This window comes from Rhizobium sp. rho-13.1 (assembly GCF_007000305.1).
GTDB classification, from domain to species: domain Bacteria; phylum Pseudomonadota; class Alphaproteobacteria; order Rhizobiales; family Rhizobiaceae; genus Rhizobium; species Rhizobium rhododendri.
The window spans coordinates 929529-944280 of record NZ_SCFL01000002.1 but is presented as its reverse complement, the minus strand read 5'-3'; the positions used below and the strand labels follow the sequence as shown (position 1 = coordinate 944280).

At 61.8% G+C, this 14752-nt stretch carries 18 protein-coding genes; 3 read left to right on the top strand and 15 right to left on the bottom strand.

Translation table 11 applies throughout. The features are described 5' to 3' along the window. Nucleotides 1-82 precede the first annotated feature (82 nt). The 3 genes from EQW76_RS11080 to EQW76_RS11070 all read right to left on the bottom strand — a co-directional run bounded on the left by EQW76_RS11080 (nucleotide 83) and on the right by EQW76_RS11070 (nucleotide 2490). A complete protein-coding gene (locus EQW76_RS11080) occupies nucleotides 83-1471 on the bottom strand; it encodes a phage major capsid protein (RefSeq protein ID WP_142824392.1) in 1389 nt (462 codons plus the stop codon). A 4-nt stretch (nucleotides 1472-1475) separates the two neighbouring features. Continuing rightward, on the bottom strand, nucleotides 1476-2066 hold the full coding sequence (locus EQW76_RS11075; protein WP_202617138.1) for an HK97 family phage prohead protease: 591 nt from the start codon (nucleotides 2064-2066) through the stop codon (nucleotides 1476-1478). Between the two features lie 103 nt (nucleotides 2067-2169). Further along, nucleotides 2170-2490, bottom strand: coding sequence for a DUF6107 family protein (locus tag EQW76_RS11070; RefSeq protein WP_142824391.1), 321 nt, complete (start codon nucleotides 2488-2490; stop codon nucleotides 2170-2172). Nucleotides 2491-2524: 34 nt separating this feature from the next. Between EQW76_RS11070 and EQW76_RS29015 the strand changes: the two genes are divergently transcribed. After that, nucleotides 2525-2665 (top strand): hypothetical protein, encoded by a 141-nt coding sequence (locus tag EQW76_RS29015; protein ID WP_153816482.1) that lies wholly within the window; start codon nucleotides 2525-2527, stop codon nucleotides 2663-2665. A 42-nt stretch (nucleotides 2666-2707) separates the two neighbouring features. Here EQW76_RS29015 and EQW76_RS11065 read toward each other — a convergent pair whose 3' ends face one another. The 6 genes from EQW76_RS11065 to EQW76_RS11040 all read right to left on the bottom strand — a co-directional run bounded on the left by EQW76_RS11065 (nucleotide 2708) and on the right by EQW76_RS11040 (nucleotide 7576). Beyond that, a complete protein-coding gene (locus EQW76_RS11065) occupies nucleotides 2708-3025 on the bottom strand; it encodes a type II toxin-antitoxin system RelE/ParE family toxin (RefSeq protein ID WP_142824390.1) in 318 nt (105 codons plus the stop codon). Next, nucleotides 3022-3282 (bottom strand): ribbon-helix-helix protein, CopG family, encoded by a 261-nt coding sequence (locus tag EQW76_RS11060; RefSeq protein WP_142824389.1) that lies wholly within the window; start codon nucleotides 3280-3282, stop codon nucleotides 3022-3024. The genes EQW76_RS11065 and EQW76_RS11060 overlap by 4 nt, the downstream gene beginning before the upstream one ends. 52 nt (nucleotides 3283-3334) lie before the next feature. Continuing rightward, nucleotides 3335-4492, bottom strand: coding sequence for a phage portal protein (locus EQW76_RS11055; RefSeq protein WP_142824388.1), 1158 nt, complete (start codon nucleotides 4490-4492; stop codon nucleotides 3335-3337). A gap of 224 nt (nucleotides 4493-4716) precedes the next feature. Continuing rightward, nucleotides 4717-5109 carry a hypothetical protein gene (locus tag EQW76_RS11050; protein WP_142824387.1) on the bottom strand — a complete coding sequence of 131 codons (393 nt, stop codon included), beginning with the start codon at nucleotides 5107-5109 and terminating at the stop codon, nucleotides 4717-4719. A 140-nt stretch (nucleotides 5110-5249) separates the two neighbouring features. Continuing rightward, complete coding sequence (locus tag EQW76_RS11045) at nucleotides 5250-5558, bottom strand: Dabb family protein (RefSeq protein WP_142824386.1); 309 nt, start codon at nucleotides 5556-5558, stop codon at nucleotides 5250-5252. A 179-nt stretch (nucleotides 5559-5737) separates the two neighbouring features. After that, nucleotides 5738-7576 (bottom strand): alkaline phosphatase family protein, encoded by a 1839-nt coding sequence (locus tag EQW76_RS11040; RefSeq protein WP_142824385.1) that lies wholly within the window; start codon nucleotides 7574-7576, stop codon nucleotides 5738-5740. A gap of 239 nt (nucleotides 7577-7815) precedes the next feature. Here EQW76_RS11040 and EQW76_RS11035 point away from each other — a divergent pair, with 239 nt between their 5' ends. Together EQW76_RS11035 and EQW76_RS11030 are read left to right on the top strand one after the other, a co-directional pair. Then, nucleotides 7816-8781, top strand: a complete 966-nt coding sequence (locus tag EQW76_RS11035; RefSeq protein WP_142824384.1) for a magnesium and cobalt transport protein CorA — start codon at nucleotides 7816-7818, stop codon at nucleotides 8779-8781. 54 nt (nucleotides 8782-8835) lie between these two features. After that, a complete protein-coding gene (locus EQW76_RS11030) occupies nucleotides 8836-9240 on the top strand; it encodes a thioesterase family protein (protein ID WP_142824383.1) in 405 nt (134 codons plus the stop codon). A 12-nt stretch (nucleotides 9241-9252) separates the two neighbouring features. On the opposite strand, the gene EQW76_RS11025 is transcribed toward EQW76_RS11030, so the two are convergent. The 6 genes from EQW76_RS11025 to EQW76_RS11000 all read right to left on the bottom strand — a co-directional run bounded on the left by EQW76_RS11025 (nucleotide 9253) and on the right by EQW76_RS11000 (nucleotide 14667). Next, nucleotides 9253-9870 carry a glycoside hydrolase family 19 protein gene (locus EQW76_RS11025; protein WP_142824382.1) on the bottom strand — a complete coding sequence of 206 codons (618 nt, stop codon included), beginning with the start codon at nucleotides 9868-9870 and terminating at the stop codon, nucleotides 9253-9255. Nucleotides 9871-10411: 541 nt separating this feature from the next. Continuing rightward, entirely contained in the window at nucleotides 10412-11680 is a 1269-nt protein-coding gene (locus tag EQW76_RS11020) for a terminase family protein (RefSeq protein ID WP_142824495.1), read from the bottom strand. 217 nt (nucleotides 11681-11897) lie between these two features. After that, the gene (locus EQW76_RS11015; protein ID WP_142824381.1) at nucleotides 11898-12503 is read right to left on the bottom strand and encodes a hypothetical protein; all 606 of its coding nucleotides are present in this window, start codon (nucleotides 12501-12503) and stop codon (nucleotides 11898-11900) included. Between the two features lie 172 nt (nucleotides 12504-12675). Next, entirely contained in the window at nucleotides 12676-13293 is a 618-nt protein-coding gene (locus EQW76_RS11010; protein WP_142824380.1) for a PIN domain-containing protein, read from the bottom strand. A 3-nt stretch (nucleotides 13294-13296) separates the two neighbouring features. After that, entirely contained in the window at nucleotides 13297-13653 is a 357-nt protein-coding gene (locus EQW76_RS11005; RefSeq protein WP_142824379.1) for a hypothetical protein, read from the bottom strand. A gap of 492 nt (nucleotides 13654-14145) precedes the next feature. Beyond that, nucleotides 14146-14667, bottom strand: coding sequence for a YcgN family cysteine cluster protein (locus EQW76_RS11000; RefSeq protein ID WP_142824378.1), 522 nt, complete (start codon nucleotides 14665-14667; stop codon nucleotides 14146-14148). Nucleotides 14668-14752 lie beyond the last annotated feature (85 nt).

The window sequence follows — 14752 nt, the reverse complement described above, 5'->3', positions numbered from 1 at the left end:
CTTAAGTTGCTATCTGCAACTCAGAGTATTGCCGTTGTCCTAGGAAGCGAGCAAAGAGTTGAGTCCAATTCAACTCTTTTGGCTAGTCCAATAGGAGCATCAGGACACGCCAATACGCCAGGTGCAGTGCTGATGCATTCGGAGCCGAAGATCGCGCGGACGACCCTCCTAAGGCTGCTATGGCTCGGTTCCGCAAAGTTGTTAGCCCCTTCAAAACAGGATTTGCACGGCCTTTGCCATTGTGTACAATACGCATATTGCGCACGCGCTTGGTGGTGTAGAACAGCACGTAGGGTTTGGCCGAATAGGGATCGCGCAGGACGCGGATACCAGTGCGGTCGACGACGAGGTAGCCGGCGCGGAAATCGCCGAAGGCAATGGCCGGCGCATCGGCGGCGATATCCGGCATGTCCTCCGCTTCGGTAATCGGGAAGCCCATCAGCGAGGCCGGCTGTCCGGCGGCAGACGGCGCCCGCCAGAGATAGTTGCCATCGGCATCCTTGAACTTGCGGATGGTTGCCTGGCTGCGGCGGTTCATGACGAAATTGCCGTTCTGGCGATGGCCGGCCTTCAGCGCATAGACGGCATCGATCAGCACGTCCGTCGGCCCGGCGGTGCGAAAGGCACCGGCAGCACCGGTGGCGATATAGCCGAGATTACCCCAGCTCCAGCCGGCATCCGCCACCGATGGGTACGCCAGAAACCCTTTCGGCTTGGCGACGCCATCGCCGGTGACGAACGCGGTACCCTCTTGCTCGGCAAAGACAATGTCGACCTCGCTGGAAATCCAGCTCTCGATGTCAACGGCGGCATCGTCGAGCAGCGCCTGGGTGGCGGCCGGCATGGCATAGAGTTCCATCGTTGGAAAGGTCAGCTCGGCCAGCTGCGGCGCGGTGGTCTGCGGCCGGGCGGCAGTTTCCGACACCCAGCCGGAGGCAAGCCCCTGCGTGGTGAACGGCTTCTTCAGCACCGAGCCGGACACCTGGCGAACCGTCGCCAGCGCACGGATCGGCGAGACCACCGACAGGCGGCGACCGATCTCGGTGTCGGTCTGGTCGGGCACCAGATAGCCGCCGTCCCCGTTGGAACCGACCGACAGCGCCTTGGCTTCGATCTCGCGCAATCCCGACGCGTCGCCACGGCGAATGTAGGTCTCGAAGGCCGCCTTGTGTTCGGCGGCATCGACGGAGCCTGGAAGGCTGCGACCGAGCGGCGGGCGGGCCTTTTTCAGCACCAGCTGGTCGAGGACCTTCTTGTGATCGTCCATCGCCTTGTTGATGCGGTCGACCTTTTCGCGCGTCACCACGTCCGATGTCAGCTTGCCCTCGATCTCGCCGAGGCGCCGGTCGTTGACATCCTTGAAGGCTTCGAACGCCTCCATGAATTCTTCGAAGGCAGCCCCCACGGTTTCCGGCACTGTCTTGATTTCCATGGCACCACCGCGCGGTGCCGTCGCTGTCTGCTCGCTCATGCGATCATCCTTGTTTGAAGGTTTCGGTCATCAATTGCCGCGCCGCCCGCCTGATGTGGCGGACGAGCTCGGTCTCCCTGTCGCGGAACCACCGCGCATTCTTGACATTCTGGACACGCGCCGACGGCAGCATCGGAAAGGTGACTACCGAGATTTCCCAGAGGTCGGCTTCCAGGATGTGCCGCACGCCGGACTTTGCGTCGGTGCGGGCCCTGACGGTACGAAAGCCGATGGACAGGCCATCGAGGGCGGAATTTTTCAAGAGCTGATGCACCTCACGGGCACGCGCCACACCGTCTGCCAGCTGGCCCTCGACATAGAGGCCGCGCTCATCCTCGCGGATGGTCTTCCAGGCGCCGATCGGCTCGGACGGGTCGTGCTGGAACAGCATGCGGATGCCCGATGCACCGCGGGTGGCGAGCGACCGGGCAAAGGCGCCGCGCTCGACGCGATCGCTGCCGAGATCGACCTCGCCGAAGACGCTGGCATAGCCGGAAAAGCTGCCGTCGCGGGTGAGGCCCCTGAGTTCGAGACTGGCAAATTTGCAGCTGTCGATGCCCATGGGGGATCGAGCAGACACGCTGGGTGCGGTCATGGCGAAGTCTCCGGATTGCGATGTTGATGGCGTCAGGGGCAGTGGCCCGCTTCTGTCAGGGGCGGTCTACCGGCTCCCGTCAGGGGCGGTTTAGGCGCTCCCGTCAGGCGTCGTGTTTCTGGCCGTAGCGGTCGGCAAGCCGCGACAGGATGCCGAGGGCCCACCAGGCGCAGAGGCTGGCGGCGGCGGAGCCGGCAAGCATGATGTCCGATGCTGCCAGCACGTGCGAGACATTGAGCCGCTCGGACGCCCAGACGCCTGTCGGACCGCCGAAGATCAGGCCACAGGCAAGGCCTGTGAAAAAGCGCATGGCCGCCTCGCGACGGGTTTTAGGCAGCAGATAGATCAGCGACACAGCCGCCCCCGCCGAAGCGCCGACGAGCCTCGTCGCCCACAGCGAAGTCTCGCCTGGAAGGTGCGCCATTGTTAAGATCTCCGGTTTAGGAACGGGATGTCGCATGCCGCTGCCAGCGTCGACCATGCTCGGCATGGGACGGCAGGTTCCGATTTCAGTGAGTCTTTTGAATCCGTTCGCGCCCGAACTTCGCTGGCTTGGCGAGGAACTTGATATTTTGAATGAGCGGATAACGGGCGGCTAAATTGCTGCTGCCGGCCCCACATGGCTTGATTTAATCTCGGAACTAATCCGTGTCGGGAATATCCGCGCCTTCGTCCTTGTCGAGATCAGGCGCCTGCTGGCGCCCATGCCGGATATAGGAAATCTTGATGGCGTCCGGCTCGACGCGGTAAGCGATGATGTAATTGCCGGCCACGTAAATCCGACGACCCGGCAGCTTTGTATCCGCGACGCCCGCCTGGGGGTATCCGGCCAGCAGCCGGAATGCCGAGCGAAGCTGTCTCATTGCGGTGTCTGATGCTCGCGGATTGAAGCTTGCGAGATAGGCCTTCTCGCACCGCAGATAGTCTCCGGCATTTGCCGAAAGAATGATTTTTCTCATGCAGCATCATGTTGCACGGGAGATAGTAACTCTGCAAACAGATCCTCAGCGTCGATGACCTCGCCATTGCGAATCTGTTCCTCGCCTTCCATGATCTGCAGGATGTCATTGCCTTCCTGCATCAGGTAATATTTCAGTGCCCTGACAATCACCCAGCTGCGGCTGCGCTCGGAGACCTTGGCGATGGTTTCGATGTCCTTCAGGATGTCTTCCGGAATACGCAGGGCGATGGGGTCTGAGAGGACGGGCTTTGTCATCGGGAAGCTCCTTATCTTGTTATACGATGTATAACAAATTTCGGGCGCCACCTCAATAACCCACCGCCTGGCGCTTTTCGGCGTCTGTCAGGAAATCCGCCTGGCCGACACGGGCCCATAATTCGCTGCGTTCGGCGGCAAGGCCGGCGATCTTGTCGAGATCCGGCTCCAGCCGCAGGCCTTCGCCATAAGCCGTGGCAAACCACAGGGAGAGCGCCGAGGCGGTGCGGGTTAGCAGCGGCAGGACGGTCAACCGGTAGAAGGCGCGATTGGCCTCCTGGTAGTTGGCATAGGTGTTGTCGCCGGGGATGCCGAGCAACATCGGCGGCACCCCGAAAGCCAGCGCGATATCACGGGCAGCGCCATTGCGGGCCTCGACGAAATCCATGTCCTTCGGCGACAGGCCCATCGACTTCCAGTCCAGCCCGCCTTCGAGAAGCAGCGGCCGGCCGGCCCGCATCGGCCCGGAATAGCCTTCGTCGAGTTCCTGTTTCAGCCGTTCGTACTGGTCCGGCGACAGGTTGCCGCCCTCCTTCGGCTGGTAGACGAGCGCCCCCGATGGCCGCGCCGAATTGTCGAGCAGCGCCTTGTTCCAGGTGGAGGAGGCATTGTGCAGATCGAGCGCCACCTGGGCAGCTGCCAGCGGCGGAAAGCCAAGATGGTCGTCGAGCGGATGAAACAGTTTCAGGTGCAGCAGCGTCAGGCCATCGCTCTCGGCAGCAAAGCGGCGCACGAGGCCGCCAACGCGGTATTCATAGGCTTCCGGCCAGCCATCGCGGCCCTCGACGATGGCGACACGATCCGGCCGCAGCAGGTGCAGCTCGCGCAACGCGCCGCCGACTATGAGCGGCTCGACATAGGCATTGCCCGACAGAAGCAAATGGCCGTGCAGCGCTTCGAAGAAATCCGGGCCCGCCTTGCGCCCGTTCGGCTGTCGCATCAGTGACAACAACGGATGCTCGCCAACTTCCCGGTCACCCTCGTAGAGCAGCCAGGAGACAGATGCCGCCGCCTCGGCCACCAGCCGCACCGAACGATGCGCCACAGGGTTCTTCATGAACCCCTCACGCGCCAGCGCCCCATAGGACCGCCCCGTCCAGTGCGCCCGACCCTCGGACGTCAACGTCATCATCGAGCCGCTTGCCTTGTGCTCGGCCACAGCCCTGCGGCCCGCCGTGGAACGCCACGGCAGGGTGAACGGGAGTTTCATCGGGATGTCCTTTTGAGTTGCGATTAAGTCGCCTTAAGCCTGTGGGGCTGGCAGAGCAGGCTCGACGGATCTCCTCTTGTGGGGGAGATGCCCGAAAGGGCAGAGGGGGCTCTGCGCAAAGTTAGAATTCGCTGGCATATACGCTGATGTCTCCCCCGCCTGGGAGGATATCTGCGCCACGCTTTGAACGTCTGTTCACGCTGTCCCGAAAACGCGACGTGTCCTCAAAATGCTTGTGCTTCGAACCTGACGATCAGTGTCTTCCACGACTTGTACTTGTCCAATGGCAACCCGGTAAACGGTGCGGCTTGCAAAATCGTTCGAGTGACCAATTCTGCAAATCTTTGCTGCTGAGCGGCGGTACCACCGGTTATATGTGGCGCGGGTTTGCCGCTGATTTCACCACGCGTGTTCAGGTTGACCCGAACTTCGGCGCGTAGCCCGCGAATCGCCAAATCAGACGGCAAATTCCAGCGTGCTATGATCGCATGCATGACGCCGTCAATCGTTGATTGTTTCAGCATAGCCGGCCTGGCTTCTGCGCGGGCAACCAGCAGCACCAGTGAAAGGACAAGAGCGAGGCACAGTTTAGATTTGGTATTCATTTGAAAACTCACGTGCTGCTCCCAGATACCGCAGCTTTAAAGGGCGTAGGCCATTACAGTAGCAATGGACATCCCTGTCGCGCGCCCTCAAGCGACCGCCGCTTTCCGCAAACCCAGCCGCTCGAAATCCGCCAGCCAAACGCCCCGCCGCCCTAAATCGCCTCCCGCACCGCCGTCTCGCTGTCGTAGTCCGCGGCAATCCGCATCTCGCGCAGCGGCCGGACGCGTTCTATCGAGATCTGGTAATTCGGATGGGCCTTGTAGGCCGCCAGTGCTGCCTCGTCGTCGAATTCGCCGTAGACGACGAGGTCGACGTCGGTGCCGAGCTGGTCGGTCTTGACGTTGGTGCCGATCTCCAGCAGCCGGGCGTGAGGAATTTCGGTGAGGATCGACAGGCCTGCCCGGACCGCCTCCAGATTGGCCCGATCGGCGACGTTGAAGAAGACGATATGACGGATCACGCGTGGCACTCCTCGAGGACGTTGTCTGTCGCAGCGGTTAGCATGCGTGCCGCCGGCGTTCAACCGGGGCATGCTGCCCCGGGCTCAGTCCATCAAGCGGGAAAGTCCAATGCGATCTCGGCAGGGATCTTTTCCCAGGGCGCCGAGATCGCGCCGTTTTGAACCTCGATCGGCCTGCCTCAGTTCATCGATGTGCCGTCCGATACGGTGAGACCGACAGTGCGACCGGGGAAGCCGGCGGCGTCGAAATATCGGGTATCGCCGACCATCTGCATGTCGATGATCGTCTTCAGACCGTTTTCGGCCGGTTCCGACACCAGCATTTTCGTGGCGACCTCGGGCATGGTGCCGTCCTTCATCGCTTCGGTGATGACGCGGCCGACGAGCTTGCCCTTGTCTTCGGTCTTGAGGTCGAGGATGCGGGCGATGGTCTTGCCGATGTCCGCATTGCTGGTCGGCGCGGCGTCGACGAAGCCTGACTTGAAGTCCGGGCCGATCATCGCCTGGAAGTTCCAGGTATCGGCACGGCTGAAGGATCCGTGCATGCCCTGGCCCTGCTGCAGTCCGCTGTCGGCGACCTCGGCAGTGCAGCGCTCCGGCTGGCCGCAGATCGTCGAGAAGGAGCGGAAGTTGACGGCGATGGCCGGCATCGGCGTGACGGCAGACCCTTCCAGCGCGATGTCGTCGAGCGACAGTGTACCGGGGAAGGCACCGAGCGATTTGGCGACGAAGATGCCGCTGACGTAATCCTGCTTCAGGAGCGCATCGACGACGTTCTTTGCCATCGCCTTGTCGCCGTCCGGCAGGTAAATCAGGTCAGATCCGCCGTTGGCAGCCACCACCACCTTCGGGTGGTCCTTGTCCCCGCCGATCAGGCCGTTGCCGCTCTTCGGGTGCTGGCCGGCGTCGATCGCCTTGTAATCCTGGTCCGGATCGATCAGCGGCAGGCTCAGCGCCTTGGCAAGGTCGAGCGAAAGGAAGCCGACCGGCAAAAGGCCGGGGGTGACGTCGGCGTAGCTCGCCTTACCGGCGGCGCTGGTCTGGCTTTGCTTCGAAATCGTCGAGAAACCATGGTCAGCGGTCACGATGATGTCGGTGCTGTCGGCCAGTCCCTGTTCCTGCAGGGCAGCGCGCAGGCGGCCGAGATCGTCGTCGGCATTGCGGATGGCCGCCATCGAGGTCGGGCCGTTGATGCCGGGCACCAGCTTGCCGAGGCTGTCGCCCTGGTTATGCTGGGTGCCATCCGGATCGCGGGACCAAAAGACCATGACGAACGGCTTGTGCTTGTCGGCAAGCTCGGGCAGCACGGCGCGGGTGGCGGCGGCAGCGAAATAATCCTGCTGGATGGTGTTGGCCGATTTCGTCCCTGCCGTCTGGAAATCGCCCGACTTGCTGTTGGGCCCACGGCCTGGCGCCGCCAGTTGCAGCCCGGCTGCCTTCAGGCGATCCTGCGTTTCGGCAGACAGCGGGATACCCTTCTCGGTGCCGGTAGCATCGTCGATCAGGATGGTCTTTTCGCCGGTTCGCTCGGTGTGGTCGAAAATCAGTGCGGGACCGAGCTTGCCGATCGAGGCGGTGCCGAACCCCTTGTCGCGGGCCAGCTGCAGGATAGTCGCCTCGTTCAGGTAGTTGCCGGAGAAATGCTCGTCGACATCGCCGAGCACCGGATCGCTTTCGAGAAACGGCGTCAGGCTCTTGCCGGCGCCGGGAACCTGGAAGCCGGTGTAGATGGTGTTCGAGAAATCGCCCGTATCGCCAAGCATATGGCCGGTCGCCAGTGCGGAGGCATTGGCCGTGGTGAAGGTCGGAAACAGCGAGTGGCTGTTGCGCAGATAGACGCCGTTGCGGGCGAGCGCCGCCATGTTGGGCGCCGTGGTGTCGTCGACAACGGGGCTGCGGAGACCGTCGGCAACAAACAGGATGACATTGTGCGGCTGGTCGGCGGCTCCGGCAGCGCCGATGGCGCAAAGGCTTGCAACTCCGGCTGCGAGCACGGCGGATAGAAATTTCAATGTCATGGCTGTCTCCGATCTCTTGACTGAGCCCGACGCTAGCCGCGCTGCTTGACAGTTTCGTGACAGTTGCAAGACCGGTTCACACATTGAAACCCCCAGACGATTGTCAACTTCCAACGGATGCGATTTGCACCACGCAAAAATTCGCACCCGCCCTTACATCGCGCGGCGGGGTGCCTAGATAGCGGCGGTAGATGGCGTTCATGCGGGTGTTGCATGGGGCCGAGACGGGGTCCTTTTGCATGAGTGTTGTTGCATCCTTTCTGTATCGCGATGGAGTGCGGGCCGAGAAGGTGCCGATTGCGGCAGCGGTTGCGCCGGTGGCGGAGAACGAATTCGTCTGGATCGGGCTGCATGATCCGACCCTCGACGAACTGCAGGTGCTGCAGCGCTCGTTCGGGCTGCACCGCCTGGCCGTCGAGGACGCGCTGAATGCCAAGCAGGTCCCCAAGCTCGATATCTACGGCGAGCAGTTGTTCGTGCTGGCAAAGACCGCACACCTCACCGGCGATGACATCGACTATGGCGAGACGGCGATCTTCGTCGGCAAGCGCCACATCATTACCGTCCGGCACGGATCGGACCGGGGCCACAGCCAGCTGCGCGGCCAGCTCGAGGAATCGCCGCAGTTGCTGGCCCACGGCACGGATTACGTGCTGCATGCGATCATCGATTTCATCGTCGATGGCTACCTGCCGGTCGTCCAGACGATCGAGGACCATGTGCTCGGCATGGAAAGCCGCATGCTCGAATCCTTCCTGGAGCGGACCCAGATCACCCGCCTGTTCCAGCTGCGCCGTCAGGTCATCCTGTTCCAGCGCGTCCTCGGGCCGATGTCGGAACTGTGCGGCAAGCTCGTCCATCTCGACCTGCCCTGTCTCGACTATGAGGCAAAGCCCTATTTCCGCGACGTGCTCGACCATGTCCACCGGGTGGAATCGATGGTTGCCGGTCTCCGGGACGTCATCACCTCCGTTTTCGAGGCCAGTAACCTGCTCGAGCAGCAGCGCCAGGGGGTGATTACCCGGCAGCTTGCGGCCTGGGCGGCTATCCTTGCCGTGCCCACTGCGATTGCGGGCATCTACGGCATGAATTTCGAAAACATGCCCGAACTGAAGACCGAATACGGCTATTACGTCGTGCTCGGCGTCATCGTCGTTCTCTGCGGCGGGCTCTACATGCGCTTCAAAAAGACCGGCTGGATCTGAGCCTCTCCTCACCCCGGTATTGAATAGCCCTCCCGCTGCTCCCAAGTGTAGGACATGCCGCATCACCCGACACCCACGTTCGAGCACCGCATCACGATATCGCCGGGGGACATCGACCAGATGGGGCATGTCAACAACGCCGTCTATCTGCAGTGGGTGCAGGAGACGATCGTCAGCTACTGGAAGCATGTCGCTCCGATCGAGGCCCGGGCAGGCCTGCTCTGGGTCGCGCTCAAGCACGACATAACCTACCGTGCGCCGCTTTTCCTCGACGACAATGTCGAGGCGCTGGTGACGGCGACGGAGACCCGTGGTTCGCGGGCGTCGTTCAAGACCATCTTCAAGCGCGGCAAGGATGTGTCCGCGGAAGTCATCAGTTCCTGGTGCTGCGTCGATGCGGCCACCCGCAAGCCCAAGCGTGTCGCACGCGACCTCGTCCGCAGGTTCCTGCCCGACTAAGGCTGGTTGCCTCTAAACCGTGTAGCTGAGCGCCGCGTAATAGATCTTGCCGTAGCCAGCAATCGTGTCGGCGCGGTCGAGGCCATTGACGATCCGGCGGGCGTTGACCCAGTCGCCCTTGGTCTTGTTAAAATAGTCCGCCAGCTTGCGGCCGGTGAAGCTGCCGTTCAGCATGCCGTAGAAGATGATCAGGACGGCCACGTCCAGATCCAGCGCAAGATCGGGATCGGCGACCAGATCGACGCCGATGGCATCCCCGAGCTTCCGGTAATTCGCCTTGAAGGTGATCTGCACCAGTCCGCGGCCGAACCAGTATTTCCCATCGGCATCCTTGCGCCAGTACGGCGTCTTCACCCATGAGAGCTTTCCCGCATCCCAGGCCGCCTCCAGCTTGGCTGCGGCCTGCTCGTCGGTGTTGGCCAGCGTCTCGCGGACAGGCTGCATGGTGAAGGCGGATTCGTGGTAGGCGGTCGCCAGGATATAGGCGAGCCACCGGTCGTCGCTTTTGGCGTGGTCCTTTTCCCAGGCATCGAGGACGGCCTCGTGGCCCTCGACCTGCGCCATGTTCAGGCCGTTTGGATAGAGTTTTTCGCGCAGCTGGTCGAAGAAGAAGTCGCGGTTCAGGCTCATCTGTCTCTCCATTGTCTATGCAGCGGAATGGACTTGTGCACCGGAGGTCGTCACGTCGCGAATGCGCTCCGGAGAGCGCTGCGTGTCCTTTCTTTGTGAGGCGATTCATAGCTCAGCGACACAACCCTGCGCGCGTATATTGGGCACGGCCGCAAGCATCCTGGATTGAACTCGACAGAGGACATCGATGCCGACGAGGCTTTGATCCGGCAACGTGGCCGGGGATTGCATGATCTCCACAACTTCAATCGGTTTAAAAAAAAATTCAATCGTTTAACATGTTTAAACCCCTGATTTACAACCGCTTTAAGCTGTGGAACTATGATGTCACAAAGTCGTTATCTGCCCAGTCAACGTCCAGCGAGGTTCTGATGTCAAAGCCCGATCAAAGCACCAAAACCGTTCCACAGCATGTTTTCGAGCGCCATGAAAGCGAATGGCGCCAGATGCAAACCCGCGAGACGGCTCCAAAGCCGGCGACCCATACCGCCCAGGCCTGAGACTGCGGGCAGCCCGGCGCTGCCCGTCATTATCCACGCTTTCAGATGCCGCGGACACGGGGCTCGCCGCCACCTTCCAGCATCAGCGCCGTCAACGCCCAGACCAGCGCATCGAGCCGGTCGGGCGACCGGCCGAGCGACAATCCATCCGGTCCGAAATCGCACATCTGGTCTTCCAGCGCCGTGAAACGCCCGGCGTGACCCACGCGGCCTTGTTCGTAGAGGGCTGCCACCGGCTCGGCCCGCAGAAATTTGCCGCGCGTCGCACGTACCGTCGTTACCGGCAGGTTGATGTCGATGCTGCGCAGCATGGCCGTCACCATGTCGCCGCCCTGGTTGATCTCGGCAACGATGCGGTCGGCATCGAAACGCCGGAAGGCCCTGACGACAGCCCCCGCCCATGTGGCAGGACTTGCGCCTTCCACCGAGCAATCGGCCAGTACCACCGCCCTTCCCGAGGCCTCGAGGCCTGCGACGACGATGCCGCAGCAGGCATTTGGCCCGGCGGAGGCCGGCGGGTCGACGGCAACGACGATGCGCCGGAGCGGGCCAGTCAGTTTTTGCACCAGCGCCGCAATCGTGTCGCGCTTCCAGAGACCATCCTCGCGGTCCTCTATCAGTTCTCCATCCAGCTCCTGGCGCCCTAGCCGCGTACCGCCGTAGCGGGCTGCAAGTGCCGAGATGAAACCCGGCGACAGGTTGCCCGCGTTGGACAGCGTCGACAGACGCGTAACGACCGTGCCGGCATCGGCCAATAGGTTTTTGAGCAACGGCACCGGGCGCGGCGTCGTGGTCACCAGCTGCTGCGGATGCTCGCCGAGGCGAAGCCCGAACTGCAGCATGTCAAAGGTTTCCTGGCCATGCTTCCATTTGGCCAGCTCGTCGCACCAGGCGAAATGAAACTGCGGCCCGCGCAGGCTTTCTGGATCTTCGGAGGAGAATATCTGGGCCACCGCGCCATTCGGCCAGACCAGCCGGCGGCGGGAGATCTCGAAATCCGGCCGCTTCAGCCGGGCGATGCGACAGATGCCGGACACGCCGTCGATCATCACCTCGCGGGCATCGCCAAGCGTTTCGGCGACCAGCGCGATACGAAGATCGGACCGGTCTCCGGCGCTGGCGAGCCCATGCACCCATTCTGCACCCGCCCTTGTCTTGCCGGAGCCGCGACCGCCGAGCAGCAACCAGCTGCGCCAACACCCCGGCGGCGGCCTCTGGTGATCGCGACCGGCGATCTCCCAGTCCTTGACGGCGAGATATTCCGCGGCAAGCGCATTGAGGACGGCATCGCAATCGGTATCGCCCGCCATCCGGCCTCCCCTCGCCGCCAGCGCCGGACCGGCACCAGCCGATTGGCCTGAAGCAAGCCCCGACGCCGTGACGCTTGAGAGTTGCTCGGACACGGCCGTGACACTTGCCGGCGAAGGTTCGGCCTGCCTGAAGGCCCGGTTGTCCGCCGAAATCGCAGCGGCGCGGCTCGTGCACCTGAGTTGCGCCATTTCCGTACTGTGGGTCTTCAACACGTCGTCAAAATACCGCATCAGCTTCAGCAGCCGGCGGATCCCCTTGCGGCGGCCCGGTGGCGGTGGCGGCGGGATCCAGACCGGGGTTAGCCCGCTGAAGATCGCGTTCCGCAACAATTGCCCGCGCCCGATCCTCGGCACGTTGCTCGATGATCGCCAGCAGCCGGCGCTTGTTTTCCACATATCCGGGCCCATCGGCATGGCGCTCGATCTCCGTTTCCCGGTCGCGCGCCATCTGGCGCTGCAGGCCATCGATCTTTTCCAGCGTCCGGACGATCAGCGACATCGCATCGACCGACAGCTTGACATCGGCACGGGCAAGCTTTGCCGCAGCCTCGTCGCCCGTCCCTTCCGCAAACGCCTTGCCGGACGCTTCCGCCGCAGAGCGCAGTCCCTTGAAATAGTCGAACTCGGCCCGCATCTCGACCGTCATCTCGTTGAGCAAAGTCCGAAGGACATCCTCGGCACTGCCGGATTTGATTTCCAGCAGGCAGGCTTCCGCCTGTCGAAGGCACTCGTTGGCACCCCACCCGATATCGCAACCCCGATAGGCCAGCGCATTCGGCCAGTACCCGAACAGGCCGGGATCGAAACCCTCGAATTCATGCATGGCAACTCTCACGGGTCAGCGCGCCGGACACGAAAGCGTCAGCGGGCGGGACATGGAATTTTTCGGAATGCTGAACCAATGAGGCCGCCGCACCCGATCTCCCCCCTGTGGGGGAGATGCCCGACAGGGCAGAGGGGGGTGAATGCGGCAGTCTCGGCAGTTGCCGAAATACTCATAGGCCAACCGAATTGTCTGGCTTCTGGATCGTATTCCACAGGATGCCGGGCGTAAAATCGTAGCCCAGGCGTATCCACTGCATGACATCGAACGGGTGCGCGATAATCAGATCCGCGCTGCCGATCTCGTATCTGAGAGCCTGGAGGGTTCGCTTGCCAGAAGACGTCGTGTTCACCACTTGAGTGTCGACGACAGACGCATCGTTGGAAGCGAAATCTTTCAAATTATCCGTGACAAGAATGTCGGCTTCGGACCCGAAGGCCGTCGCCAGCACGCCTGCATCCTCGACGTCGGACATGGCGAAGCGCTCTTCTCCGCCCAGGATAAGATAGGGATCAAGCCCATCCGGCCCATATTTCATGATATCGACAATAGAGCCGGTATAGGCATCAATGCGGTCATTCGAAAATTGCAGCCGGCGGAGAACCGTCTCAAGGGTTTCGATCATCTCGAAGGAGACGACCAACTGAGACCTGTCGGCCACGCCCCATTTCTGGTTGCTCACCATCGACACCAGGGTCTGCGTTGCAGTTCCCACATGACCACGGTCGTGCGCCATTATGTTGGCGACGAAGACATTGACATCGAGCACCACCCGGACCGGACGATCCATGCCTTACTTCCGGTGCGCTACGGCTCGGGTAAGGGACGTGGCCTCCTCCAACATGTCGATCTCGCTGGACGCATCTTCAGGCCCTCCGAAACGGTGCTCGGATGCGAGATCGGCGGTTGCCTTCTCAAGACGGACCCTTGCGGCCGCAGCCATCATTTCGCGGCCAAGCCTGGTGATCGTGTCCTGGTCGTTCTGTGCGTTCAACTCGAGCAGCAAATCGCGAACGCCCTTGGGAAGCCCAACGAAAACAGTGATTGCGCTGGAAACCGCGTTCGATACGGACCTGTTTTCCATCGAAGCCACCATCTTCAATTTCGTGGCCGTTTTGCCATCGACATTCGCCGAGATTGTGGAGGACATCGCTAGCTCCTATAGAAACACATCATTTCTATATACCCGCGAGGGCAGCCGTTTACAACCTGCCTATACCCCCAGAAATCACGGTGGCCACCCCCTCTGTCAGCTACGCTGACATCTCCCCCACAAGCGGGGGAGATCAGGCTGGCGTCGCCTTGGCCGTTACCTCACCAACGTCCCCGCTTTTGGCGGCAGACCATGAGGTGTCAGAATGTGAGGCATCTAATTACCAGGGATGCAGACAATACGGCCCCAGCTGATCTCCCCCCTTGTGGGGGAGATGCCCGACAGGGCAGAGGGGGGGTGAATGCGGCGGTCTCGATAGGCTCCCTGTCAGCGACGCTGACATCTCCCCCACAAGGGGGGGAGATCAGGCTGGGGGTCTTCTTGCCCGCACCTCTCCGACTATACCTAAAACTAACAAACAACCGTCACGCCGCCAAGGACTATTTTCCTATAATGATGATTTCGGTATTTGAATTTGGGAATAGAGGATTATTTCCCTATTTCATCAGCCCGCTGGCGCTCGTCTTCTTCCGCATCGCCGTCGCCATCCCTTGGCATGTCGCCGACCGTCAGCGGCCAGTCCACTACGTGGTCCTCGTAGTCGTCGACCGGCACGTCTTCTTCGCTGAAGGTGCGGCCCCTGGTCGAGATGCCGGCGGCGTGGACGGTCTCGGGGTCGCCGGAGACGAGGGGGTGCCACCAGTAGAGATCGCGCCTCTCGTTGATCAGCCGGTAGCCGCAGGTCGGTGGAAGCCACTGGATTTCCGACACATTCTCAAGTGTCAGCTGGACGCAGTCGGGTACGAAATCCCAGCGGTTGGGATAGCTGGTGCAGCGGCAGCTGTCGCTGTCCATCAGCTTGCAGCGGACATCGGTGAAATAGATGTCGCCACTGTCCCACTCCTCGATCTTGTTGAGACAACAGAGGCCGCAACCGTCGCAGATGCTCTCCCACTCGCCCGGTGTCATGTCGGCAAGGGTCTTGCGCTGCCAGAAGGGGGTTTCGTCCATGCTCTTGCTATCCCTGCGCGCCGGCCGTTTCAGGAAAGCCGCGCTGCTTTGTTTTGTGATTTGCCGGAAAGCAACCAATTGTTCA